The organism is Pseudomonas sp. B20 (assembly GCF_020515755.1).
Lineage (GTDB): Bacteria > Pseudomonadota > Gammaproteobacteria > Pseudomonadales > Pseudomonadaceae > Aquipseudomonas > Aquipseudomonas syringae.
This window is the reverse complement of the sequence record NZ_JAHPJG010000010.1, coordinates 25,533-49,534: the sequence shown is the minus strand read 5'-3', so window position 1 is coordinate 49,534 and position 24,002 is coordinate 25,533. Positions and strand designations below refer to the sequence as shown.

The 24,002-nt window shown below is 61.4% G+C and carries 20 protein-coding genes; 9 read left to right on the top strand and 11 right to left on the bottom strand.

Translation table 11 applies throughout. The features are described 5' to 3' along the window. Positions 1-411 precede the first annotated feature (411 nt). Positions 412-879 carry a hypothetical protein gene (locus LIX91_RS12820; RefSeq protein WP_003349255.1) on the top strand — a complete coding sequence of 156 codons (468 nt, stop codon included), beginning with the start codon at positions 412-414 and terminating at the stop codon, positions 877-879. Positions 880-897: 18 nt separating this feature from the next. Here LIX91_RS12820 and LIX91_RS12815 read toward each other — a convergent pair whose 3' ends face one another. The 7 genes from LIX91_RS12815 to LIX91_RS12785 all read right to left on the bottom strand — a co-directional run bounded on the left by LIX91_RS12815 (position 898) and on the right by LIX91_RS12785 (position 8,109). Beyond that, on the bottom strand, positions 898-1,278 hold the full coding sequence (locus LIX91_RS12815; RefSeq protein ID WP_003391671.1) for a Na+/H+ antiporter subunit G: 381 nt from the start codon (positions 1,276-1,278) through the stop codon (positions 898-900). Further along, positions 1,275-1,553: a K+/H+ antiporter subunit F gene (locus tag LIX91_RS12810; protein ID WP_002554071.1), complete on the bottom strand. Its 279-nt coding sequence runs from the start codon at positions 1,551-1,553 to the stop codon at positions 1,275-1,277. The genes LIX91_RS12815 and LIX91_RS12810 overlap by 4 nt, the downstream gene beginning before the upstream one ends. Continuing rightward, on the bottom strand, positions 1,550-2,038 hold the full coding sequence (locus LIX91_RS12805) for a Na+/H+ antiporter subunit E (protein WP_226488565.1): 489 nt from the start codon (positions 2,036-2,038) through the stop codon (positions 1,550-1,552). The genes LIX91_RS12810 and LIX91_RS12805 overlap by 4 nt, the downstream gene beginning before the upstream one ends. Beyond that, positions 2,035-3,720 carry a monovalent cation/H+ antiporter subunit D gene (locus LIX91_RS12800; protein WP_226488564.1) on the bottom strand — a complete coding sequence of 562 codons (1,686 nt, stop codon included), beginning with the start codon at positions 3,718-3,720 and terminating at the stop codon, positions 2,035-2,037. The genes LIX91_RS12805 and LIX91_RS12800 overlap by 4 nt, the downstream gene beginning before the upstream one ends. Beyond that, the gene (locus tag LIX91_RS12795; RefSeq protein WP_226488563.1) at positions 3,717-4,061 is read right to left on the bottom strand and encodes a Na+/H+ antiporter subunit C; all 345 of its coding nucleotides are present in this window, start codon (positions 4,059-4,061) and stop codon (positions 3,717-3,719) included. The genes LIX91_RS12800 and LIX91_RS12795 overlap by 4 nt, the downstream gene beginning before the upstream one ends. Next, complete coding sequence (locus LIX91_RS12790) at positions 4,061-6,979, bottom strand: monovalent cation/H+ antiporter subunit A (RefSeq protein WP_103695748.1); 2,919 nt, start codon at positions 6,977-6,979, stop codon at positions 4,061-4,063. The genes LIX91_RS12795 and LIX91_RS12790 overlap by 1 nt, the downstream gene beginning before the upstream one ends. A gap of 194 nt (positions 6,980-7,173) precedes the next feature. Next, a complete protein-coding gene (locus LIX91_RS12785; protein ID WP_226488562.1) occupies positions 7,174-8,109 on the bottom strand; it encodes a DMT family transporter in 936 nt (311 codons plus the stop codon). A 111-nt stretch (positions 8,110-8,220) separates the two neighbouring features. On the opposite strand from LIX91_RS12785, the gene LIX91_RS12780 reads away from it, so the two are divergent. Further along, positions 8,221-8,790 carry a helix-turn-helix domain-containing protein gene (locus tag LIX91_RS12780; RefSeq protein WP_003412105.1) on the top strand — a complete coding sequence of 190 codons (570 nt, stop codon included), beginning with the start codon at positions 8,221-8,223 and terminating at the stop codon, positions 8,788-8,790. A gap of 41 nt (positions 8,791-8,831) precedes the next feature. Continuing rightward, a complete protein-coding gene (locus tag LIX91_RS12775) occupies positions 8,832-10,235 on the top strand; it encodes an FAD/NAD(P)-binding protein (RefSeq protein WP_103689027.1) in 1,404 nt (467 codons plus the stop codon). A 152-nt stretch (positions 10,236-10,387) separates the two neighbouring features. Here LIX91_RS12775 and LIX91_RS12770 read toward each other — a convergent pair whose 3' ends face one another. Further along, the gene (locus LIX91_RS12770; protein ID WP_226488561.1) at positions 10,388-11,494 is read right to left on the bottom strand and encodes a sigma-54 interaction domain-containing protein; all 1,107 of its coding nucleotides are present in this window, start codon (positions 11,492-11,494) and stop codon (positions 10,388-10,390) included. After that, complete coding sequence (gene ssuD, locus LIX91_RS12765; RefSeq protein ID WP_003407645.1) at positions 11,494-12,633, bottom strand: FMNH2-dependent alkanesulfonate monooxygenase; 1,140 nt, start codon at positions 12,631-12,633, stop codon at positions 11,494-11,496. Before ssuD ends, LIX91_RS12770 begins: the two co-directional genes overlap by 1 nt. A gap of 388 nt (positions 12,634-13,021) precedes the next feature. Here ssuD and LIX91_RS12760 point away from each other — a divergent pair, with 388 nt between their 5' ends. Both LIX91_RS12760 and ligD read left to right on the top strand, forming a co-directional pair. Further along, a complete protein-coding gene (locus LIX91_RS12760) occupies positions 13,022-13,927 on the top strand; it encodes a Ku protein (RefSeq protein ID WP_003412100.1) in 906 nt (301 codons plus the stop codon). A 20-nt stretch (positions 13,928-13,947) separates the two neighbouring features. Further along, positions 13,948-16,551, top strand: coding sequence for a DNA ligase D (gene ligD, locus LIX91_RS12755; protein WP_226488560.1), 2,604 nt, complete (start codon positions 13,948-13,950; stop codon positions 16,549-16,551). Between the two features lie 84 nt (positions 16,552-16,635). Here the strand turns inward: ligD and pssA are convergent, their stop codons facing one another. Further along, on the bottom strand, positions 16,636-17,979 hold the full coding sequence (pssA, locus tag LIX91_RS12750) for a CDP-diacylglycerol--serine O-phosphatidyltransferase (protein ID WP_100073198.1): 1,344 nt from the start codon (positions 17,977-17,979) through the stop codon (positions 16,636-16,638). A gap of 291 nt (positions 17,980-18,270) precedes the next feature. On the opposite strand from pssA, the gene LIX91_RS12745 reads away from it, so the two are divergent. Further along, positions 18,271-20,457 (top strand): TonB-dependent receptor, encoded by a 2,187-nt coding sequence (locus tag LIX91_RS12745; RefSeq protein WP_226488559.1) that lies wholly within the window; start codon positions 18,271-18,273, stop codon positions 20,455-20,457. Between the two features lie 38 nt (positions 20,458-20,495). Here the strand turns inward: LIX91_RS12745 and LIX91_RS12740 are convergent, their stop codons facing one another. Beyond that, positions 20,496-21,638 carry a glycerophosphodiester phosphodiesterase gene (locus LIX91_RS12740; protein WP_226488558.1) on the bottom strand — a complete coding sequence of 381 codons (1,143 nt, stop codon included), beginning with the start codon at positions 21,636-21,638 and terminating at the stop codon, positions 20,496-20,498. Between the two features lie 274 nt (positions 21,639-21,912). On the opposite strand from LIX91_RS12740, the gene LIX91_RS12735 reads away from it, so the two are divergent. The 3 genes from LIX91_RS12735 to LIX91_RS12725 all read left to right on the top strand — a co-directional run bounded on the left by LIX91_RS12735 (position 21,913) and on the right by LIX91_RS12725 (position 24,000). After that, on the top strand, positions 21,913-22,845 hold the full coding sequence (locus tag LIX91_RS12735; protein ID WP_003417648.1) for a 2-hydroxyacid dehydrogenase: 933 nt from the start codon (positions 21,913-21,915) through the stop codon (positions 22,843-22,845). Positions 22,846-22,954: 109 nt separating this feature from the next. Then, complete coding sequence (locus LIX91_RS12730; protein WP_226488557.1) at positions 22,955-23,677, top strand: CTP synthase; 723 nt, start codon at positions 22,955-22,957, stop codon at positions 23,675-23,677. Continuing rightward, a complete protein-coding gene (locus LIX91_RS12725) occupies positions 23,674-24,000 on the top strand; it encodes an antibiotic biosynthesis monooxygenase family protein (protein WP_024649402.1) in 327 nt (108 codons plus the stop codon). The genes LIX91_RS12730 and LIX91_RS12725 overlap by 4 nt, the downstream gene beginning before the upstream one ends. The last annotated feature ends 2 nt before the right edge of the window (positions 24,001-24,002 follow it).

The following is a 24,002-nucleotide window of genomic DNA, read 5'->3' as shown; positions in this document are numbered from 1 at the left end:
CATCAGTTCTTATGGGAGTGGTGGGCACAGGCAAGAGTTCGATGCATTTGGCTGTGCAGGAAAAGATGGCTTTTTCTACAGCGGCTATAAATGATATGTTTCCGCTATCGCAAGATGCACCCATCGCAGGCTGGAACCCGTCCAGCCTTTGCGCCGTGCCCGGGCTGAGCGCTATTTTCGTGGCGCCAGCGCTTGCGCGACACTGCTGTGTACAAAAGGTATATATCCCGTAGCGGCCATGAGCCGGTAGAATCCGCCACCCGCCTGCACAAGGTTTGCGGCGGCGCTGTCTGCGCTTCTGCGTGCAGCATGCCGGAGAATTTCCGGCCACATGAAGCGGTCTATGGATGAATCATTTTCTCGACTGCCCTGACATCAGGCAGCCTCATTTCATGTTTGAGGGTTTGTACTTTGGCTGTAAGTAATCTGGATACCCATGCCTTGTTCGTGCTCGGCGATCTCCGCGCACAATTGGTCAAGCAGTTCCAATCCCGTTTTGTCTACATCACCGAGCAATCAGCCGAAGGCATTTATATCGCTGAAATCGACACCGAAAGCGCATTGGTCGTCGACGACAAACCTCGCCTTGAACTCAAGGTGGGCGACCATTTCCGCGCGTCTGTTCTGCCCAGCCGCGAGGGCGGCAAGCTCGAATTGAAGTTCCGTGAAATCAAGACCACCGTGTATGGCCTGGGCGAATATGCCTTCGTCGACGTCCCCGAAGGTCACGGCATCGTGTTCAAGGAAGGTCAGACCGTGTTCATGGTCTTCGCTGCGAAAGAGCAATTGCAGATCGGCATGAGCAAGCTTCTCAAAGGCGCCGTCGGCAAGGCCGCCAAATGGCGCAAGGGCGAGTTGACGTTCAAGGCCAGCGAGTAACACTGGCCAGACGTTGATTCAGCCGCCTGCCGATTCTCCGTTGCCGGTACCGCTGCTGACCTCCGCGGGCACGTCGTCACCGGCCATGCGCTTGCGGAACAGCGCCGTTCGCGCCAGCAGCAGCGTAGTCACCGGAACCGTGATCGCCAGCAATACCGGGATCAGCCAGGCGTGGATCACCGGCTCCGCCTTCAGTGCCGAAAAGTAGATGATCGACGCCAGCGCAACGCACCAGGCGCCCAGCGTCGACGCGAGGGCGGGCGGGTGCATGCGCTGGAAAAAGTCCTTGAGGCGCAGCAGCCCCAGAGCGCCGGTCAAGGCGAACAGGCTGCTGGCGATCAGCAGTCCGGCGGTCAGTATTTCTACCCAGAAAGGCACTGTATTCGGCAGTCCGGTCATTCGATCACTTCTCCGCGCAGCAGGAACTTGGCCAGAGCGAACGAGCCGACGAAGCCGAACAGGGCAATCAGCATGGCCGCTTCGAAATACGTGTCACTGGCGTAGCGAATGCCAAGCACCAGCATCATCAGCATGGCAATGATGTACAGATAATCCAGCGCCAATACCCGGTCCTGGGCCGAAGGCCCCTTGAGCAGGCGCAGCAGGGTGATCACCATCGCCAGTGCGAAGATCAGCAGGCTGATCAGGATGGCGTTGTCGAGCAGTGCACTCACTGAAAGATCTCCATCAACGGTCGCTCATAGGTGGTTTTGAAGTGCTCGATGAATTGCGCTTCGTCCTCCAGATCGAAGACATGCATCAGCAGCACGCTGCGATCCAGTGCCAGCTCCGACCACACCGTTCCGGGGACTACCGTGGTGACCATCGCCAGCGCGGCGAGGCCGTGGGCGTTGTGCAGGTCCAGTGGAATGCGCACGAAGGCCGAGCGTGGCGGACGGCTTTCGAGCCGCCAGACGCTCAGGCCGACCTGCACATTGGAGACCACCACGTCGCATCCCACCCGGCATAGGAATTTCAGGATCGTGCCGGGCTTGCGAATACGTACCGGCAGCGGGCGCAACGGAGCCATCAACACGGGTGCGAGAAAACCCAGCACCGCGCCCAGCAGCAGGTGACCGGGGCTGATCGACAGGTTCAATACCAGCCACAGCAGCCAGAGTGCCAACGAGAGGAGAGGGGCGGGAAACAGGCGTTTCATGGCTGTCCCTCCGCATCGACTTCCCGACTGGTGGGGCCGGGTATCGGGCGTGTGGCGAGCACTGACTGCACATACTGTTTGGGCTCATGCAGCGCTGCAGCGGTGTCCTGGGTGTAGCGCAACAAGGGTTCGGCCTTGAAGGTCAGCGCGATGCACAGACCCAGAAGAATGATGATCGGCAGGCATTCGTTGCGACGCAGCATCGGCGAAGGACGCTCGTGTGGCGTCCAGAAACGTTGCGTGCCGAGCCTTGAAAAAGCGATCAGCGACGCCAGTCCGGAAAAGATCAGCAGGCCGATCAGCATCCACGCCTGAGTGGAAAGCGCCTCATCCTTCGCGACGTCCAGGCCCAGCGGGTTCATCAGGGCGCTGATCAAGGTGAGCTTGCCGATGAACCCCGAGAGCGGCGGCATGCCGATGATCAGCAAGGCGCAGGCAATGAAACTCAGACCCAGAAAAGCCATGGTTATGGGAATGACCTGACCGACCACGACCTTCTGTTCATCGTCCAGGTTGGCGCCGGGCGGCGGATGCAGAGACTCCAGGGTACGAGGCAATTGATCCACGTCGTATTCCAGAGGGATCTCGTTGGCCGAGCGGGAGCGTTCGATCAGTTCGCCCAGCAGGAACATGGCGCTCAATGCCAGCGTCGAGCTGACCATGTAGAACAGCGCGCCCGAGGTCAGGCTCGGTTGGGCGAAGCCAACGGCGGACAGCAGAATGCCCGCTGACACCAATATGCTCAGGCTGGCGAGGCGTTCCAGGCGCTGGGCGGCGATGATGGCGATGGCCGCGGTGAAAATCGTCGCCATGCCGCCGTAGATCAGCCAGTCGCCGCCGAAGAAGGCCGAGGCACCGGCCTGGCCGGAAAACAGCAGGGTCCACAGGCGCAGCAGGGTGTAGACCCCGACTTTGGTCATGATCGCAAACATCGCCGCCACCGGCGCGCTGGCTGCCGAGTAGGCGGGGACCAGCCAGAAGTTCAGCGGCCACATGCCAGCCTTGGCCAGGAACGCCGTGGCCAGAATTGCAGCCCCCGCATGCAGCAGGCCCAGATCGGACTCCGCCACCTGCGGGATCTTGATAGCCAGGTCGGCGAAGTTCAGCGTGCCGGTCACCCCGTAAATCAACGCTGCACCGATCAGAAACAGCGACGACGCCAGCAGGTTGATCGAGATGTAATGCAGGCCCGTCGACACCCGTGCCCGGCCAGAGCCGTGCAACATCAAGCCGTAGGACGCTGCGAGCAGTACTTCGAAGAACACGAACAGGTTGAACAGATCCGCAGTCAGGAACGCGCCGTACAGCCCCATGAGCTGGATCTGGAACAGCGCGTGGAAGCTGGCACCGGCCCTGTCCCAGCGAGCCAGCGCGAACAGCAGAGCGCAGACCCCGACAATCCCGGTCAGCACCAGCATCATCGCTGACAGGTGATCCACCACCAGCACGATGCCGAACGGCACGCCCCAGTTGCCCGGCAGATAGACACCGATCGAGCCGCTGCTGCCGCTGTGTTGCACCCAGAGAAACAGCGCTACGGAAATGCCCAGCCCGAGGATGCTGGAAAAAAGATTGATACGGCCCTTGAGCGGCCGGTGCTTTTCGCCCAGCCAGAGCATCAGCCCGGCGGTCAGCAGCGGCAGCAGGATGGGCGCGATGATCAGTTGGTTCATCCAGCTCATGCCTTGGGCTCCCGGCCATCTACGTGGTCGGTACCGGTCAGGCCTCTGGAGGCGAGCAAGACCACCAGAAACAGCGCGGTCATGGCGAAGCTGATGACAATCGCGGTCAGCACCAGCGCCTGTGGCAACGGGTCAGTGTAATTGAGCAGGTCCTGAGGAATGCCGTTCTTGATGATCGGTTCTCTGCCAATGAACAGGCTGCCCATGCTGAAGATGAACAGGTTGACCCCGTACGACAGCAGGCACAGCCCCATGACCACCTGAAAGGTACGTGGCCGCAGGATCAGCCAGACGCCCGAGGCGGCCAGTACACCGATGGCGATTGCAATGACTTCTTCCATCAGAGGATTCCTTGCGGGTTGGCGACAGGCTTGGGCAACTGCGTCGGCCGATGGCTGCGCACCGACTGGTGCGCCAGTGCGGTGAGAATCAACAGCGTCGAGCCGACCACCACGGCGTACACGCCGACATCGAAGAACAGCGCGCTGGCAATGTGAATATCACCCAAGATCGGCAAATCGACATGGGCGGTGTGGGTGGTCATGAACGGATAACCCAGCAGCATCGAGCCCGCGCCGGTCAGCACTGCGCATAACAGGCCTGTGCCCATCCAGCGTAGCGGGCGCAGGCTCATTTGCGCCTCGACCCATTGGGTGCCCGCCACCATGTATTGCAGGATGAACGCCACCGACATCACCAGCCCGGCAACAAACCCGCCGCCAGGCTGATTGTGGCCGCGAACGAACAGGTACATCGAGATGATGAAGGCAATCGGCAGCAGCAATCGAACCAGCGCTGCCGGCACCATCATGAAGCCGAGCGCGGTATCACTGGCGCTGCGCGGGTTGACCAGGTCCGTTACCACGTCACGGGCCAGCAGGCGCTGTTGTGCGGGCAGCAGAATGCTTTCCTTCGGTGGGCGGAAGCGTCGCAACAGGGCGAACACTGTCATGGCGACCGCCGCCAGCACGGTGATCTCGCCAAACGTGTCGAAGCCGCGGAAATCCACCAGCATCACGTTGACCACGTTGGTGCCGCCGCCCTGGGGCAGCGCACGACTCAGGTAGAAGGACGAGATGGCGTTGGGCGTCTGGCGGGTCAGCATGGCGTAGGAGAGTATCGCCATGCCCAGCCCTACGAGCACCGCCAGGCCGAAGTCGCGGATGCGTCGGGTGCGGGCACGCAGGCGTGCGCTGAGCGGGGCGACGTCTTCATTGCGTCGCGGCAGCCAGCGCAAACCGAGCAGGATCAGCACGGTGGTCACCACTTCCACGACCAGTTGCGTCAGTGCCAGATCAGGCGCCGAGAACCAGACGAAGGTGATGCAGGTCATCAGACCGCAGACGCTGACCATGACCAGTGCCGCCAGCCGGTGATATTTACCCTGCCAGGCCGCGCCTATGGCGCAGGCAATCGCGATCAGCCACAGCGTGACAAACACCCCGGAACCCGGAATCTTCGGTCTGTCGCCCCAGGTCAGGCCGCTGAAATACATCGGAATGAAACCGCCCAGTACCGCCGCGAGCACCAGCAGAAACAGTTGTGGCTGCAGGCGGCGAGTGCTGACCTTGCGTTCGAAACGACGCGCCCAGTGCATCATCACCACCTGACTGCGCTCGAAAAAGCGCTTGCCATTGAGACGTCCTACCAGCGGAGGGGCGGTGATGCGCTCGTGCTTGAGCGGCTTGCGCAGCAACAGATACAGAATGATACCGCCCGCCATCGCCACCAGGCTCATGACCATGGGCAGGTTCCAGCCGTGCCAGATCGCCAGGCTGTATTCAGGCAGTGTGCCGCCGACCACCGGACGCGCAGCGGCGGCGAGCAGGGGCGCGACCGATTGCGCCGGGAAAATCCCCACCACCAGACACGTCAGCACCAGCAGTTCGACCGGTGCACGCATCCAGCGTGGTGGCTCATGGGGCAAGTGCGGCAGATCCTTGGCTGCCGGACCGAAAAACACATCGACGGTGAAGCGCAGCGAATAGGCAACGCTGAAGATCCCGGCAATGGTCGCGATCACCGGCAAGGCAATCTCGACCCAGGCAGTGGCGGAAATGAACACGGTTTCGGCAAAGAACATTTCCTTGGACAGAAAACCGTTGAGCAGCGGCACGCCGGCCATCGACGCGCTGGCGACCATCGCCAGTGTCGCGGTGTAGGGCAGCAGCCTTACCAGACCACTGAGACGCCGGATATCGCGGGTTCCGCTCTCGTGGTCGATGATACCGGCGGCCATGAACAGCGACGCCTTGAAGGTCGCGTGGTTGAGAATATGGAACACCGCAGCCACCGCAGCCAGCGGGCTGTTGAGGCCGAGCAGCAGGGTGATCAGGCCCAGATGGCTGATGGTCGAATAGGCCAGCAGGCCCTTGAGATCATTCTGGAAGATGGCCGCGTAGGCGCCGAGAATCAGTGTGCAAGCCCCCGCGCCACTGACGATCCAGAACCATTGCTCGGTGCCGGACAGCGCCGGCCACATCCGCGCCATGAGAAACACCCCGGCCTTGACCATGGTCGCCGAGTGCAGATACGCCGACACCGGCGTGGGCGCGGCCATCGCATGCGGCAGCCAGAAATGGAACGGGAACTGGGCGCTTTTTGTCAATGCGCCGATCAGGATCAGGGTCAGTAACACCGGGTACAGGGCGTGCGCACGAATCGCGTCACCGGAGGCCAGAACACGGTCCAGGTCGTAACTGCCGGCCACATGGCCGAGGATCATCATGCCGGCCAGCAGCGCCAGACCGCCCGCACCGGTGACCATCAGCGCCATGTAAGCGCCGCGTCGGGCATCGGCCCGATGGTGCCAGTAGCCGATCAGCAGGAACGAGAACAGGCTGGTCAGCTCCCAGAAAAACACGATCTGAATCAGATTGCCGGACATCACCAGTCCGAGCATGGCGCCCATGAAGGCCAGGAAAAACGCAAAGAAGCGCGGCACCGGATCGTCCGGCGACATGTAATAACGCGCGTACAGCGAGACCAGCGCACCGATGCCCAGCACCAGCATCGAGAACAGCCAGGCGAAACCGTCGATGCGCAGAACGAAGTTCATGCCCAGGCTTGGCAGCCAGAAATACTCTTCACGAATCACGCCGCCGTCGGCGATCTGCGGGAACCACAAGGCCATCTGCACTGCGCCGATGAGGGCGATCAGACCGGCCAGAAACGATTCCGCGTTACGCGCGTTGTGCGGCAAAAAGGCCGCCAGACAGCTGCCGATGAAAGGCAGAAGCAGTAGAACTATCAGGGACATAGGCTTCTAATCTGCAGGGGAATGTCAAGCATCATACGTGCCAGACACTCCGATACCAAAGGGACGGTTTCCGAAATTTCCTACAAAAAGTGTCTGCTTTTTTAATTCGGTAAATAATGGCTTCTGATGCAGCGATATGTATTTGAAATAGCTTTGAAGAAGCAAGGTGTTTCATGGCCGGCAAAGCCCGCTGTTCATTCGGCTTTGCGCACGCCCTGTTCATTTTCCTCTTCGTCGACAATGGTCTGTTCATCAGACGCCGAACGCCGCTTCATTTCGCTGACGATCACCCCGGCCACAATCAGTGCCGCGCCCAGCAGGGCGATGCCCGGCAAACGCTCGCCGGCGAGTCTTCCGACAATGCCGGCCCAGACCGGTTCACCGGCATAAATCACCGTGGCGCGGGTCGGCGAAACACTTTTCTGTGCCCAGTTCATGGCGATCTGGATCGCCGCACTCATGGTCCCAAGGCCCACAGCACTGAACACCAGCAACCAGGAAAAATCCGGCAGGTGTTCCTGGGTCGGGACGATCATCAGAAATGCCAGCGCCGATGCGGTCGCCAGTTGCACCACGGTGACTCGACGCACATCGACTTCACCGGCATAGGCACTGATCATGATGATCTCGGCGGCGATGGCCACTGTGCTGATCAGCGTCACGATCTCGCCGGAACTGAGTTGCAGGGAAGCGCCCTGCGGCCCAGCTACCAGCATCAGCCCGGTGAAGGCGAGGATGATGCCCAGTGTCGGCATCAACCCTGGTCGCCGGCCCAGTACCAGCCATTGCAACAATGGTACGCAGGGTACGTAGAGCGCCGTGATGAACGCGGACTGGCTGCTGGGGATGGTCTGCAGTCCGATCGTCTGCAGGCCATAACCGAGCATGATCGCGATGCCGATGAAGACGCCGGCCTTGAGTTCAAGAAAGGTAAGACCGCGCAGCACCTTCATTGAAAACAGCGCTACGATAAGCGCTGCGGCGGCAAAGCGCAGGCCGACGAAGAACATCGGCCCGCTGACGGTCATCGCATGCTGGACCAGCAGAAAGGTGCCTCCCCAGAGCATGGTGATCAGAATCAGTACGGCTTCTGCCTTGTTGATACGGGGTATGCGGCTGATAGACTTCATGTCAGCTCCGGATTCCTGTTAATTGCCATGCGCGCGGTGTGAGGCTGAACACCCTGACAGTGTCCCTGGGCTGGGCAGTATAATGCGCAACGGTTTGATGTGAGCACCTGCATGCACAAAGAAAATTCCCAGCGCCCTCCGGTGCTGCAGCACGTCAGCCAGAACGTACGGCGTCTGCGCAACAGTGCGGACCTCAGCCAGACGGCGCTGGCGGAAAAGTCCGGCGTTAGCCGACGTATGCTGGTCGCTATCGAGGCCGGCGAGAAAAACGTCAGCCTGGCGACTCTGGACCGCGTGGCCGAAGCCCTGGAAGTGGCTTTCAGCGACCTGATCCAGGCGCCCGAAAATCGCGATTACAGCCGCATCAACGAGCTGGCTTGGGCCGGTACGATCGCGGGCAGCAAGGCGGTGCTGCTGGCCAGGGCTGTTGCCCGGCGCGAGGTGGAGTTGTGGGAGTTCTGTCTGCAGCCCGGGGACGCCTATGTCTCGGAGGCCGATCCCGATGGCTGGAGTGAACAGGTCTACGTCGTCGAAGGGCATCTGACGCTGCGCTTTGCCGACCCTGCGGCCATCCAGCAGATAGGGGCGGGCGAGTTCTTCATGTTCCCCAGCAATCAGCCGCACCGCTATTGCAACGATGCCGATGTGCCCCTGCGCTTCGTTCGTAACGTTGTGCTCTGACCTTCCGATTCTTTATCGCAACCCGACCGAGGCACTGTTCGATGACCGAAGATTCCCATCAGACGGCTGACATACTGATCATCGGCGGCGGTCTGAGCGGGACCATGCTGGCGGTGCAACTGCTGCGCAGACCGGGCCGGCGCCGAATCCTGATCATCGAAACCCGCAGCGAACTCGGCAGGGGCGAGGCCTACAGTGCGACGGAGCCGGGCCATACGCTCAATGGCAACGCTGCGCGGATGAGCGTCGATCCGGATAACCCGGATGACCTTACCCAATGGCTGACTGATTATCTGGCCGCTGGTGGCTGGCCTGAAGCCGCTGAGCAGAGGGTCCCGGTCGCCGAACTGTTTCCGCCGCGCGGGGTGTTCGGGCTTTACGTCCAGCAGCGGCTGCGTGAAGCCCGAAGCGCTGGCGAAGCCTTTGGCTCGACCGCCGTGCATGTGCCCGGCGAGGCAGTGGACCTGCAGGTCCATGAAGGTGGCGTCAGTGTCTCGCTGGCTGACGGTCGCATGCTGCGCGGCAGCCGCGCCGTGCTGGCGACCGGTATGTACGCGGCGTCACGCACCCCGCGACGTGATTCGAACGAGCTGAACACGGCAGCCCTGGACCCCTGGGATGTGGCGGTGATGAGAAAGCTCGATCCGCAGTCGAGGGTGCTGATCATCGGCTCGGGGCTGACCATGGTCGATGCGCTGGTCTCGCTGGAAACGGCCGGGCATCGTGGGCCCATCCAGATCTTTTCCCGGCACGGTCTGCTGCCGCATGTCCGGCGTCAGCCGCCGGAATGGTCTGATTTTCTCGCTCAGGACCCGAGTATCCGCAGCACTCGGCAACTGGTGCGCAAAGTGCGTGAACAGTGCGAGCTGGCCATCGAGAGCGGTATTGACTGGCAGGCACCGCTGGACACCGTGCGCGCCAATGTGGGCAGGCTGTGGAATCAGGCCAGCGATCAGCAGCGCCGCCAGTTCGTCCGTCATGTACGGCCTTGGTGGGAGAGTCACCACCATCGCTCCCCGCCACCCAGCGCTGCGCTGCTGGCGCGGCTGATCAGGCAAGGGCGGTTGAGTATTGACGCGGCCTCGTTGCAGGGCGTGGCCAGTCTGCCGTCAGGTCAGGTACAGATCAGTGTGCGCCGGCGCGGTGAGAGTCAGCCGACGCAGATTACCGGTGATGCGTTAATCAACTCTACCGGCATCGAATACGACTGGCGACGCGTGGATCGCCCGTTGCCCCGGCAGTTGCTGGCTCGCGGTCTGATACAGCCCGGCCCGCTGGCACTCGGCATCGCCGCCGACGCCGCTGGCGCAGTGCTCGACGCACACGGTCAGTACTCGGCACGCCTGTTCGCCATGGGCCCTCCATTGCGCGGCATGTGGTGGGAAAGCACTGCAGTGACCGACGTGGCGATCCAGGCCAAGGCGCTGGCGATGCGTTTGTCGTAAGGCGCCGCGTGCTCAGAAGAGGACGCAGAGCGTCCGGAAACGCATACCCACGCGGAGCATGGGCACGATAGTGTTCTCCCGGACAGCGATCGTTCCTCACGCTCCAGCGTGGGAATGCCGTTCGTGACGCTCTGCGTCATCGGTCTGAGTCTTCACACCGACAGGTGCAGCATGCGGTCGCCCTGGACGTTTTCACCCGGTCTGCGCTTGTTGACCGCCAGTTCGCCAATCTTGATCAGGCGTGTGCGCGTGACGTTGCGGGTCAGGCCCAGCAGGCTGGCTGTGTGCACCTGGTTGTGGTGGCAGAAGCGATAGGCGGTTCTGAGCAACGTGTCCTCGACCTTCTCGTGCAAGGCTCCGGCCTGTTCTTCAAAGAGCTTTTGAAACGCTCGGTTGAGCAGTTGCTCGGCTGATTCGTCAGGCGGGTTCTGTTCATCCTGGCGCTCGATTCCAAGGTTGGACATGCGCAGGTCATCACGCTGAATGACGCCTTCACGGCACACCAGCAGGGTGTGATGGATGACGTTTTCCAGCTCGCGAATATTCCCCGGCCAGCTGTAGGTCTTGAGCTTGTGCTCGGCTTCTGGGCTGATCCGTACCGGACCATGCCGCAGCCGCTGGCTGTAGACCTCTATGAAATGCCGGGCCAGGGGCAGGATGTCGCCCGGCCGGTCGCGCAGCGGGCTCAATTCCAGATTGACCACGTCGAGCCGGTAATAAAGGTCTTCGCGAAAATGCCCGGCGTTGATGGCCTTTTCCAGCTGCACGTTGGTAGCTGCGAGGACCCTCACATCAATGGGCACGCTTTTGCGCGAGCCCAGACGCACCACTTCACGCTCCTGAAGCACGCGCAACAATTTGACCTGCAGCGACATGGGCAGGTCGCCGATCTCATCGAGAAACAGCGTGCCGCCATTGGCCTCTTCGAACCAGCCCGCCTTGGCGCTGATCGCTCCGGTAAACGCGCCTTTTTCGTGGCCGAACAACTCGGCCTCGATCAGGTTCTCGGAGAACGCGCCGCAGTTGACCGCCACGAACGGTTTGTCGCGGCGGGCGCTCAGTTCGTGGACGTGACGAGCAACCAGTTCCTTGCCGGTACCGGTCTCGCCAATGATCAGCACGCTGGCATCGCTGGGCGCAACCTGGCGTACGTGAGCGAGCAGGGCTCGCGACTTGGGGTCTTCGAACACCTGCGCAGTGGCCCTGATCGAGGTGGCCAGCGCAGGCGAGTGGGGTAAGGTCAGCAGTTGTCCGGACATCACTTGGCCTGCGGGGGCAGATCGTTGGCGATCATTTCGCCGAACGGGCCCGTCAGGTTGGTGATGCCACGCCCGGCGAGGCTGGCGTAAGGCTCAGGCAGCAGCGGGAAGACCAGTTCGGCGAAGCGGTAAGCTTCTTCAAGATGCGGGTAACCCGAGAAAATGAAGCTCTCGATGCCCAGGTCGGCGTATTCCTTGATGCGTGCCGCGACTTCTTCGGGATTGCCGACCAGCGCCGTGCCTGCACCGCCGCGTACCAGTCCGACACCGGCCCACAGGTTGGGCGCGATCTCCAGGTTGTCGCGGCGCCCGTCATGCAGTGCTGCCATGCGCCGCTGGCCTTCGGAATCAAAGCGCGAAAAGGACTTCTGCGCCGCAGCAATGGTGTCATCACTGATGTGTTCGATCAGCGTGCTGGCGGCTTTCCAGGCTTCTTCGCTGGTTTCGCGCACGATCACGTGCAGGCGAATGCCGAACTTCACGGTACGTCCCTTGCGCGCGGCCCGTTCACGTACATCGGCGAGCTTTTGCGCCACGGCTGCCGGAGGCTCGCCCCAGGTCAGGTACACGTCCACCTGATCGGCCGCAAGGTCATGCGCCGCATCGGAGGAACCACCGAAGTACAGCGGCGGGTAGGGTTTTTGAATCGGCGGGTAAAGCGCTTTGGCGTTTTGCACGCGCAAGTGCTTGCCTTCGAAGTCGACCGCTTCGCCCTGCAGGACGCGACGCCAGATTTTCAGAAATTCGTCGGTGACCTCATAACGCTCGCTGTGGTCGAGAAAGCTGCCATCGCCACGGTTTTCGTCCGGGTCGCCACCGGTCACCACGTTGATCAGCAGCCGGCCGCCGGACAGGCGATCCAGTGTGGCTGCCATGCGTGCCGAGACGGTCGGCGAGATAATCCCCGGGCGGATCGCTACCAGATACCTCAGGCGCTCGGTCAGCGGCACCAGCGCCGAGGCGATGACCCACGAGTCTTCGCAGGAGCGACCGGTAGGGATCAATACGCCGTAATAACCCAAGTCATCGGCGGCCTGCGCCACCTGTTTCAAATAGTTGAGGGTGACGGGACGTGCGCCCTTTGTCGTCCCCAGATAATGGCCGTCGCCGTGAGTCGGAAGAAACCAGAAAACGTTCATGACAAATCCTTGGAAGTAATCAGCCGGGTGAAAGCTGACGGGACCCGCTGTCGGTTGGCAGACACCTCACCAACAGCGTTCGGGGTGGGGCCATTTATAGAACGTCTTTTTTATTCCGCAAAAGAACGTTAAACCATATTTTTAGATTCTAAATGCATATAGCTCTCGCGACCCCGTGAACACCTCTGCGCCAGGCCTTTGAATACAAGGCTTTTGACGGTGGCAGAGACCCCATCAATAAAGTGCCTGCTAAGCGCCGACGCGCTGAAAGTCTGCTGTCGAGCTAAAAAACGTTTCCAGCGCGGCAGGTTTCCCGGCGCTCGTCAGGCTGCCGAAACTTTTCTCCGACCGGTCCGGTCACCTTTCCAGGACCAACAGGAGTCAGACCATGGCAAGGGCAATCTGGAAGGGCGCAATCAGCTTCGGGCTGGTGCATATACCGGTCGCGCTGGTTTCGGCGACAACGTCGACCAGTGTCGACTTCGACTGGCTCGACAAACGCAGCATGGACCCGGTCGGCTACAAGCGAATCAACAAGGTCACCGGCAAGGAAGTCACCAGCGAAAACATCGTCAAGGGCGTGGCGTACGAGAAGGATCGCTACGTGGTGCTCAGCGAGGAGGAAATTCGTTCTGCGCACCCCAAATCGACGCAGACCATCGACATATTCGCCTTCGTCGACAGCCAGCAGATCCCCTTGCAGAACATCGACACGCCTTATTTCCTGACCCCCGACAAGCGCGGCGAGAAAGTCTATGCGTTGTTGCGCGAAACCCTGGTCGACACCAAAAAGGTCGCGCTGGCCAATGTCGTGCTGCATACCCGCGAGCACCTGGCAGCGGTCATGCCACTGGAATCGGCGCTGGTGATGGTGATCCTGCGCTGGCCTGCCGACGTGCGTGAGCTGGATGCACTGGAACTGAGCGATGCGGTGACCGACGCCAAGTTGAACAAGAGCGAACGTGACATGGCCAAGCGCCTGGTCAAGGACATGAGCGCTGACTGGCAGCCTGAGCTGTATCGCGACACCTTTCAGGACAAGATCATGCACCTGGTCAAGACCAAGGCAGACGAAGGCGAAATCGAGGATGTCGAGACCGATCCGGCCGATGAAGAGCGCAAGAGTGCCGATGTCATCGACCTCACCGACCTGCTGCGGCGCAGTCTGGCGGGCAAGGGCGGGGCCAGTAAAGGCAAGGCGAGCAAGCCTGCGGCGAAGGAAAAACCGGCCGACAAGGACAGCCCCAGGCCCAAGCGGCCCGCCGCGCGCAAGAAAACCAGCAAAGCCTCTTGAGCCCTACGGAGTGACCGGTGATGGCCAAGCCCGCCAGTGAATACACCCGCAAGCGCAATTTCGCCATCACCTCCGAGCCTGCGGAAAGCAAACGCAAGGGCAAAGGCAAATCGCAACCCGGTGCGCTCGGTTTCGTGATCCAGAAGCATGACGCTCGTAACCTGCACTACGACTTTCGACTGGAGCTGGATGGCACGCTCAAGAGCTGGGCCGTGCCCAAAGGCCCGAGCCTGGACCCTACGCAAAAGCGTCTGGCAGTGCATGTCGAAGACCATCCGCTGGACTACGCCGGCTTCGAGGGCAGTATCCCGCAGGGGCAGTACGGTGGCGGTGATGTGATCGTCTGGGACCGCGGTGTCTGGCAGCCGCACGGCGATCCGCAAAAGACCTACGAGGAGGGCAAACTCAAGTTCACCCTGGTCGGCGAGAAACTCAGCGGTGACTGGGCACTGGTGCGTACCCGGCTCAAGGGCAGCGGCAGCAAGGAGCAGTGGCTGCTGATCAAGGAAAAGGATGACATCGCGCGACCTGCTGCCGAATACGACATCACCCATGAGCAGCCGCAAAGCGTGATCAGTGGTGCTCATGTGGGCGAAGAGCGCAGTACTCCGAAAAAGTCCACGGGCAGTGCTGCAAACGGAAAAGCCAAGGCCGCCACATCAAAATCAAAAGCGCCGACGCCAGCGGCAAAACCGACGCGCAGGAAAGCGAAATCGGCTTTTCCGGACACGCTTTCGCCGCAACTGGCGACGCTGGTGGAGGCGCCGCCAGCCGGTGACTGGCTGTACGAAATCAAATTCGATGGCTACCGCATGCTGACCCGTATTCAGGGCGACGACGTGCGGCTGTTTACCCGCAACGGGCATGACTGGACCGAGCGGCTGCCGGAGCTGGTCAAGGCGCTCAAGGGCATGAAGCTGCGCGACAGTTGGTTCGACGGCGAAGTGGTGGTTCTCGACGAGCAAGGGCTGCCTGATTTCCAGGGCCTGCAGAATGCTTTTGACGCGGGGAACAGCAAGGACATTCTGTATTACCTGTTCGACATGCCGTTTTTGAGCGCGGAGGACCTGCGTGAAGTGCCGCTTGAGCAGCGTCGTGACGCCTTGAAACAAGTTCTCGACGCGCAAAAAAGCCGCTTGTTGCGTTATTCGGATGCCTTTCAGGCGGGCCACCAGGATATTGTCGCGAGTGCTGCGGCAATGGGCCTGGAAGGGGTGATCGGCAAGCGTGCCGGCAGTGCGTACGTCAGCAAGCGTAATGCCGACTGGATCAAGCTCAAATGCCGCTTGCGGCAGGAATTCGTGGTCGTCGGCTACACGGCGCCGCAGGGCAGTCGATCGGCGTTCGGTGCCCTGTTGCTTGCGGTCAATGCCGGTGAGGACGGGCTGGTCTACGCCGGGCGGGTCGGCACCGGGTTCACTGAAGTGACCCTTGAGCAACTGTATAAAAAGCTGAAGAAGTTGCAGCGCAAGGATTCACCGCTGGCCAAAAAGCTCTCCGCGTCACAGGCCCGTGGCGTGCAGTGGGTGGAACCGCAACTGGTCTGCGAAGCCGAATTCGCCCAGTGGACCCGCGAAGGCATCGTGCGCCAGGCCGCCTTTGTCGGACTGCGCAGCGACAAGCCCGCCAAGGACGTGGTGCGTGAAGACGCACAGCCTGCCAACGTGGCCAGCGACACCCCAACCACAACGGCAGTACCCAAGGCGCGCAAAAAGGCCGCGCAGGGGAAAGTTGATGTGGCGGGCACCGGCATCAGTCATCCGGACCGCGTCATCGACAGCAAGACGGGCACCAGCAAGATCGAACTTGCACAGTTTTACCAGTCCATCGCCGACTGGATTCTGCCCTACCTGAACAAGCGTCCCGTGGCACTGCTGCGCTGTCCGGAGGGCATCGACGGTGAGCAGTTTTTCCAGAAGCATGCCGAGCATCTGGCGATCCCGCACATCAGGCAACTGGACCGTGCCCTGGACCCCGGGCATGCCGCGCTGATGGAAATAGATTCGGTGCAGGCGCTGGTCGGTGCTGCGCAAATGGGCGCCATCGAGCTGCATACCTGGGGCGCGACGCGTGACAGGATCGAAACGCCGGACCATTTCGTGCTGGACCTTGATCCCGATCCGGCACTGCCCTGGCGCAGCATGATCGAGGCCACGCAAATGGTGCTCGCCGTGCTGGAAGAACTGGGTCTGGAGGCTTTCCTCAAGACCAGCGGCGGCAAGGGCATGCACATCATCGTGCCGCTGGCGCGGCAGGCAGACTGGGACACCGTGAAGGCGTTCGCCAAGGCCATCGCCGAGTTTGCCAGCCGTCAGTTGCCGGAACGCTTCACCGCCACCATGGGGCCGAAAAACCGCGTCGGAAAAATCTTCATCGATTACCTGCGCAACAGCCGCGGCGGCAGCACGGTGACCGCCTATTCGGTACGCGCCCGGCCCGGGTTGCCGGTCTCGGTGCCGATTGCGCTGGATGAGCTGGCGGGGCTGAAGTCGTCGGCACAGTGGGACATCACCAACCTTGAGCAGCGCTTGAAGCGGCTCAAGGACGACCCGTGGGCCGGTTACAGCAACCGGCGCAAGATCACGCAGAAGATGTGGAAACAACTGGGTGCGAAACGGCCTTGAAGCAAGGCCACTGTCCGGGTTTTGCAAGGGGATACGTGGCCGGCACGCCAAGCAATAGCTGACATGCCGGCCGCACACTGGGGCTTAGAGAATCCGGTACAACAGTCGCTCGACCCGCACGCGGCTGACACGCTTGAGAAACTTGCGCACGCCTTCAGGGTAGTTGGCGAGGGTGTCGAGTTCGTCATACTGGTTGACGCGCTGCGTGTTGCGCATCAAATGCGCGATTTCCGCTTCCCGTGGCTCGCTCCACTGACCCTTCGGATCGTCGATCAGCAAGGCGTTTTCCAGGTCCAGATTGAAGGCACGAGGGTTCAGGTTGTTGCCGGTCAGCAGGGTATAGCGCTGGTCGACCCAGATGCCCTTGAGGTGGAAGGTGTTATCGCCGTGTTTCCACAGGTGCACATTGAGGCGGTGCTGGGCAATTGCCTTCTGATGCTTGTGGGCAAAGCGGCGCAGGCTGATTTCATAGAGATAGGGCAGGGCCGAGATCACCTTGAACGGCTCATCCGGATCGATGAAGAAGTCGTTGGCGGTCTTGTCGCCAATGATGATGTCGACCTGCACGCCGCGCTTGAGGGCCCGATTGATCTCGCGAGTGACTGCCACCGGCAGGTTGAAATACGGCGTGCAGATGGTCAGCTGGATCTTGCTCGACGCGATCAGATCGCAGATGGCGCGGTTGAGATTGTTGCGCGGGCCGACGCCGAGCAGCGGAATCACGCGCATCTCGCCGTTTTCCTTTTCGCCCGCCGAGGTGTCGTAAGCAGCGCGTTTCAGGTCGCCACGAAACGCGCGGATCTCGCTGCGTAAACTGCGCGAGCTGGGCGGCGATTGCAGATCGAGGCGGTGCACGGCCGGCGAGGAGAGTATTTCCCGCTGCACCAGATTCTGGAAGGCGTCGGCCAGTGCCGCGTTTTCGATCAGGTGATAACGGTCCAGACGGTATTTGTCGAGCTTGTGCAGGTAGACGTTGTTGATGCTCGCGCCGCTGTAGATCACGCAGTCGTCGATCACACTGCCCTTAAGGTGCAGCACGCCGAACAGTTCGCGGGTCTGCACCGGCACGCCGTAGATTGGCACTTCTTCATCGTATTCGAGGTTCTGCGCCTGATACCAGGTCGAGTTGCCGGGCTGGCGTCCGGCACCGATCAGGCCGCGTTGCGCGCGGAACCAGTCGACCAGCACCACCACATCCAGCTCCGGCCTCGCGGATTTGGCGGCGTACAGCGCGTCGAGAATCTCCTGGCCGGCTTCATCCTGTTGCAGGTACAGCGCGATGATATAGATGCGCCGGGTGGCCGAAGCGATCTTTTCCAGCAGGCAGCGTCGATAGTCGGCGGCAGAAGGAACAATGGAGATTGCATCGCTCTGCAAGGCAAAACCACGAAGTGCTGCCAGGGTCGAGCGTCGGAAAGTGGACGGCATAGGCCTCTCGATGGGAAAACCAATAGCCTGTGAGCTTACACGACAGTCGCCCTCCTGTGGCTGTCGCCAACCTGTTTCAAAGCATTGCGGAACGCCACGGGCCGCCATGCGCGCTGATTTTCATGCCGGGCACGGAAACGAACCGCGTGGAGTTACGCGATTGTCATTTTTCCTACGTAAACAAATGATAAGCATTACCAGTAACATCTGATATCCTTTCGCATCCGCCCGATCGGTGATGTCCAGGACGGTTGCTTCCGATCTCGTTCAACTTGTCTTCAGGACCTATTGATGAACTCCCCATCGTTCCCGATGCGCCTTACGTTGCTCGCGTTTTGCTGTTCCATTGGATCTCCGGCCTGGGCCGCTGCAGAGGCTGCCGCCCGGCAGGACGGCCCTGTGGTGCTGGGCGAGACCGACATCAGTGCCGACAAGGCCGATCCTCACGCGCTGCCGCCGGTTTATGCCGGTGGGCAGGTGGCGCGCGGCGGGCAACTGGGGGTTCTGGGTAATGCCGACATCATGGACGTGCCGTTCACCATGAGCAGTTACACCGAACAGTTGATCGAGGACCAGCAGGCCGAAACCGTCGGCGACGTATTGCTCAATGATGCATCGGTGCGTCAGTCGAGTGGTTATGCCAACGCTTCGCACATCTTCGTCATTCGCGGCCTCAAGCTGACCACCGATGATATTTCCTACAACGGCCTTTACGGCGTACTGCCACGCCAGATCATATCGACCGATGCGCTGGAGCGCGTTGAGGTGTTCAAGGGCCCCAACGCCTTCATCAACGGCGTGACCCCAACCGGTTCCGGGATTGGCGGCGGCGTGAACCTGCAGCCCAAGCGCGCGCAGGATACGCCGACGCGTCGTTTTACCACCGACATCAGCAGCGACGGCCGGGTCGGCGAGCATCTCGACCTGGGGCAGCGCTTTGGCGAGGGCAATCGCTTCGGCGCGCGTCTCAACCTGTCGCAGCGCGAAGGCGAGACCGGTGTCGAGGACGAAGAGCATCGCAGCAAGCTGTTCGCGCTGGGGCTTGATTACCGAGGTGACAACTTCCGTCTTTCCGGTGATTTTGCCTACCAGAAGCAGCGCATCAACCAGAGCCGCAACACGGTGTTTGTCGACAGCGCTCTGACCAGCGTGCCGCATGCCCCGGACTCGGATACCAATTACGCGCCGAACTGGACCTGGACCGAAACGGAAGACACTTTCGGCATGAGCCGTGCCGAGTACGACCTCAACGAAGACTGGACGCTGTACGCCGCAGTGGGCGCCAAGCACACCCGCGAGGTCGGCGTATATGGCTCGCCAACCGTCCACGACGCCGCAGGCAATACCACGGCCGCACCGTCTTTCATCCCGCATGACGAAGATAACAAGACGGCCATGGCCGGCCTCAATGGCAAGCTGCAGACCGGCGCGGTCAGTCACAAGGTCAACTTCGGGCTGTCCGGTATCTGGACCGAACAGCGCAGTGCGTATCTGTTCGGCGGCACCTCCAGCAACAACCTTTACGACCCTGTCTCTCAAGAGCGCCCGGCACTCGACAGTTTCACCGCAGGCGATCTGAATGATCCCGGCATTGTCGGCAAGAGCCGCATGCGCAGCGTCGCGTTCTCCGACACGCTGGGCTTTTTCGATGATCGACTGCTGCTGACCGCAGGCCTGCGTCGCCAGCAACTGCGTGTTCAGGGGTATGAATACGGCAGCGGCCCGCGCAATGCGCTGTACGACGAAGCGATCACCACGCCGGTCTACGGGGTGGTATTCAAGCCCTGGCAATATGTGTCGTTCTACGCCAACCGCATCGAAGGTCTGGCGCAAGGTCCAACGGCTCCGGATAGCGTCACCATCAACCCTGGCGAAGTTTTTGCGCCGTCGCGCTCGAAACAGGTGGAAGCGGGCGTCAAGCTGGACATGGGCACGTTCGGCGCGAGCCTTGGCGTGTACCGCATCGAGCAACCGGCTGACGGCTACCAGGTTCTGGAAGGCACAGAGTCGCGTTATGTCCGTGATGGTCAGCAGCGCAACCGCGGCGTGGAGATGAACGTCTTTGGCCAGCCTGTCAGCGGCTTGCGTCTGCTGGCCGGTCTGACCCTGATGGATACCGAGGTGAGCGGCACGTCCGGCGGCAGCAACGACGGCAATCGCGCCGTGGGTGTGCCGACCTTCCAGTTCAATGCGGGTGCCGATTGGGATATTCCGGGGATCGAAGGCGCGGCCATCAATGCGCGCATGCTGCGCACCGGCGGGCAATATGTCGATGCTGCCAACGACCTGAGCATCCCGACCTGGAACCGCTTCGACCTGGGCGCACGCTACACCTTCAACGTTGCGCAGAAGGACGTGACCCTGCGTGCCAACGTCGAGAACCTGATGGACAAGGATTATTGGGCATCAGCCAATGGCGGTTACCTGACTCAGGGCGAGCCACGTACCCTCAAGCTGTCGGGCACTATCGACTTCTGATTGACTGGCCGCATCGCAGGATGCGGCCAGCCGCTGGATCAGTAGCCGTTACGCTTCAGAATCGTTTCAATGCTTTCTTTTGCCGGCCGCCCGTAGAACTTCAACAGTTCGGCGGTGCGGTTGGTGAAGAAGCCGTCCGCGCCATCATGGCTGATCCGCTTGAAGTCCTCTGCGTCGTCTACCGTGTACGGGTGGATGACCATGCCTTTTTCGTGGGTCAGGTTGTTCATCCAGGGTTTGACCAGGTCCATGTAGCTCTGGTCGCCGCCCTTGGCCAGTTGCGACGAAGGGCCGGTACCGATGGCGCCGTGGTCCTTGGCCCAGTTAATCCACTGCTGGAACTCTTGCGCTGATTTGACTTCCTGGGTCGCGTAATAGCTGGCCTTGTCCTTGGCCCCGGAGTCCTTGAACGCGACGCTGGATTTGGGCTCTATCGAGCCTTCGCCAATCCACAGCAGCATGACCTTGGGCACTTTCGGCATTTCTTTCTGCAACAGTTCCAGGCTTTGCTTCTCGAACGTCTGCAGGACCACGCGTCCTGGCATGTGCGCGACATTGACATGGCCGGGCGCTGCCGCAGGGCGCTGTTCGAGCCAGCCGCGTTTGGCCAGCAGTTTCTTCAGGTCGGCTTCGACACCGGGAAACTTGTTCGGCACCTTGGTCTCGATGTACAGCCCCGGCTTGTTGGCGCCGCCCTCGGCGATGTTAATGACCTCATCCAGCGTCAGGATCTGCAACCCGTTGTAACTGTCGCGGGCCCTGTCCGGGTAAGCCTTGTTAAACCACGAACCGGCGTCCAGTTGCTTGAGCTCCGCCAGAGTGAAGGTGTTGACCGGGTCTTTCACCCGTGTCGGGAACACTTGAGCAATGTTGGTGGTGCGTTCCAGCACGTCATCGTGCAGCGCTATCAGCACGTTGTCCTTGGTTCGCTGGATGTCCATTTCCAGGTAGTCCGCGCCCAGGTCCCGCGCCAGGGTGTAGGCCGGGATGGTTTCTTCCGGTGCGTCGAACGAAGCACCGCGATGGGCGATCACGGCTGGCCAGGGCAGGCCGTATTTCTCGCTCAGCACCTTGCCTGGGGCGTCCGCCGCCGCTGCCATGCCTGACGACAGCATCAGGCCCGACATGACAGCCGCAGCCAATAGGGTCTTTTTCAACAGGGTGGTGGGAAGTCCTTGCATGGGCGGGTGTTTCCTTGTTTTTTGAGAAAGCCTGTTTTTATGAGCAGCCTGCGCGCCAGATCATAGCGGCGCTGGGCGCGTCACTGCACGCAACGATAGCGCACCAGGGTGATTGCCGGGTCAGCTTGCGCATTAGTCTGTCCGGCAAATGCGTCCACTTTATGAACGCCCGGCGTATTCGGGAAGGCTTTTTTCAGTTCCGGCGTCAGCGACGCTGCACAAGCGCGTCGAGTCGCGTTAAGGTCAGCGTTTTGCTGATCGAACGGGAGCGCGCATGACAACGGTATTGGTGCTGGTGGAAAACCTGGACACGTATTTGCCGATTCTTGAAAGCAGCGGTTATCAGTTGATTCGCGCCCCGACGGCCGAACTGCGCGCCGAGGCGATTGCCACGCACGGGCCGAGCATCAGCGCAGTGGTGACACGCGGGCCGCTGGGATTTTTCGCCGAGGAAATGGATGCACTGCCGCAGCTGCGCATCATTTGCGTAAGCGGCGCCGGGTACGAGAAGGTCGATCTGCCTGCCGCGCAGGCACGGGGCATCGTCGTGACCAATGGTGCAGGCGTCAACGCCGCCACGGTGGCCGATCATACGCTGGCGTTGCTGCTGTCTTTGGTACGCGACATTCCACAGGCCGATGCCTCGGTGCGACGCAGCGAATGGCGCAAGGTGGTGCGCCCGTCGCTGGCAGGCAAGCGTCTGGGGATCGTCGGGCTGGGTGCGGTAGGGCTGGCGATTGCCAAGCGTGCTGCCGCCTTCGATATCGCCATCGGTTACCACAACCGCAAGCCACGCAGCGACTGCGATTACACCTGGCATGCGACAGCACAGGCGCTGGCGGCCGCATCGGATTTTCTGGTCATCGCCACGCCCGGTGGCAGCGGCACGCAGCATCTGATCGACGCTCGGGTGCTTGAAGCGCTGGGCCCTGACGGGTTTCTGGTCAACATTGCCCGCGCCAGCGTGGTGGACACCCAGGCGTTGGTCAGTGCGCTGCAGCATGAGCAGATTGCCGGAGCTGCGCTGGACGTATTCGACGATGAACCGACTGTGCCGGACGTGCTCAAGACCCTCGGCAATGTGGTGCTGACACCGCACGTGGCAGGCCTGTCACCCGAGGCGTCGAGAGACAGCGTACAGAGGGTCAACGATAACCTGCTGGCGTTTTTTGCCGGGCAACCGGTGCTGACGCCTGTAACTGAATGAGCAACCGTGCACGCTTGCACGCGAGGCATTGCTGTAACGCCCATTCTGCTGGTTTTGCTGCCTGTTTATAGTCCGCCCGGGCTGTACGACATCAAACAGGGAGCAGGGCATGGGCAAAGCAGATAATACGCGCAACGGGATACGGATCGGTCTGGTAGGGGACTTCAGTGCGGATGTCCCTGCGCATCAGGCCATTCCATTGGCCTTGCAGAGAGCCGCGGAGGTCGCGCAGGTGCCGGTCGGTTTCGAATGGTTGCCGACGCCGCGGATCGGCAGCGGCGCGCAACTCTCTGAATTTGACGGCCTGTGGTGCGTTCCGGCCAGCCCGTATCGGGACATGCAGGGCGCATTGACGGCCATTCGTTTCGCTCGCGAGCATCGGGTGCCGTTTCTGGGGACGTGCGGCGGCTTTCAGCACGCGTTGGTCGAGTACGCCCGCAACCAGCTGGGATGGGCAGACGCCGAGCATGGCGAAACGGCGCCGGACGCGGCAAACGTGATTATCGAGCCACTCAGTTGCTCGCTGGTTGAATCGGTGGCAGCGATTCAGTTGCAACCCGACACGCTGATTGCCCACGCCTATGGCCGGCTCGACATCGACGAGCGCTATCACTGCCGCTACGGCCTGCGCCGCGAGCTGGAGTCGGCGCTGTTCGGCGAGCATCTGAAGGTCAGTGGGCGCGGTCCCGAGGGCGAAGTGCGCTGTATGGAGTTGCAGGGGCACCCGTTCTACGTCGCCACACTGTTCCAGCCCGAGCGCGCTGCGTTGCAGGGCCAGACGCCTCCTCTGGTGGCCGCGTTCGTCCGCGCCTGCCTGAGCAACCCGGCATGATGGCCGCCCGGTTTGCCAAGCCTTACTTCGCTGTGGTGTTCACCTCGCTGCGTACGCCTGACGATGATCAGGCGTACGCCGAGGCGGCGCAGCGCATGGTGAGCCTGGCCCGACAACAGCCCGGCTTTCTGGGCGTGGAGTCGGCGCGCGGTGACGACGGCCTGGGCATCACCGTGTCCTACTGGAGCGATGAAGCCGCGATTCTGGCCTGGAAACAGCAGGCCGATCATGCCCAGGTCCGCGAGCAGGGACGTGCGCACTGGTATCAGGCGTTTACCACGCGAATCTGCCGGGTCGAGCGTGACTACGCGTTCGACGCGTAAGC

Excerpts from the sequence above, each read along its gene's own strand:
- LIX91_RS12775 (WP_103689027.1), top strand. The coding sequence starts at position 8,832 with ATGACCGAAGATTCCCATCAGACGGCTGACATACTGATCATCGGCGGC.
- LIX91_RS12795 (WP_226488563.1), bottom strand. The coding sequence starts at position 4,061 with ATGGAAGAAGTCATTGCAATCGCCATCGGTGTACTGGCCGCCTCGGGC.
- LIX91_RS12730 (WP_226488557.1), top strand. The coding sequence starts at position 22,955 with ATGGGCAAAGCAGATAATACGCGCAACGGGATACGGATCGGTCTGGTA.
- LIX91_RS12785 (WP_226488562.1), bottom strand. The coding sequence starts at position 8,109 with ATGAAGTCTATCAGCCGCATACCCCGTATCAACAAGGCAGAAGCCGTA.
- LIX91_RS12800 (WP_226488564.1), bottom strand. The coding sequence starts at position 3,720 with ATGAGCTGGATGAACCAACTGATCATCGCGCCCATCCTGCTGCCGCTG.
- LIX91_RS12735 (WP_003417648.1), top strand. The coding sequence starts at position 21,913 with ATGACAACGGTATTGGTGCTGGTGGAAAACCTGGACACGTATTTGCCG.
- LIX91_RS12745 (WP_226488559.1), top strand. The coding sequence starts at position 18,271 with ATGAACTCCCCATCGTTCCCGATGCGCCTTACGTTGCTCGCGTTTTGC.
- LIX91_RS12770 (WP_226488561.1), bottom strand. The coding sequence starts at position 11,494 with ATGTCCGGACAACTGCTGACCTTACCCCACTCGCCTGCGCTGGCCACC.
- ligD (WP_226488560.1), top strand. The coding sequence starts at position 13,948 with ATGGCCAAGCCCGCCAGTGAATACACCCGCAAGCGCAATTTCGCCATC.
- pssA (WP_100073198.1), bottom strand. The coding sequence starts at position 17,979 with ATGCCGTCCACTTTCCGACGCTCGACCCTGGCAGCACTTCGTGGTTTT.
- LIX91_RS12780 (WP_003412105.1), top strand. The coding sequence starts at position 8,221 with ATGCACAAAGAAAATTCCCAGCGCCCTCCGGTGCTGCAGCACGTCAGC.
- LIX91_RS12760 (WP_003412100.1), top strand. The coding sequence starts at position 13,022 with ATGGCAAGGGCAATCTGGAAGGGCGCAATCAGCTTCGGGCTGGTGCAT.
- LIX91_RS12725 (WP_024649402.1), top strand. The coding sequence starts at position 23,674 with ATGATGGCCGCCCGGTTTGCCAAGCCTTACTTCGCTGTGGTGTTCACC.
- ssuD (WP_003407645.1), bottom strand. The coding sequence starts at position 12,633 with ATGAACGTTTTCTGGTTTCTTCCGACTCACGGCGACGGCCATTATCTG.
- LIX91_RS12805 (WP_226488565.1), bottom strand. The coding sequence starts at position 2,038 with ATGAAACGCCTGTTTCCCGCCCCTCTCCTCTCGTTGGCACTCTGGCTG.
- LIX91_RS12815 (WP_003391671.1), bottom strand. The coding sequence starts at position 1,278 with ATGACCGGACTGCCGAATACAGTGCCTTTCTGGGTAGAAATACTGACC.
- LIX91_RS12790 (WP_103695748.1), bottom strand. The coding sequence starts at position 6,979 with ATGTCCCTGATAGTTCTACTGCTTCTGCCTTTCATCGGCAGCTGTCTG.
- LIX91_RS12740 (WP_226488558.1), bottom strand. The coding sequence starts at position 21,638 with ATGCAAGGACTTCCCACCACCCTGTTGAAAAAGACCCTATTGGCTGCG.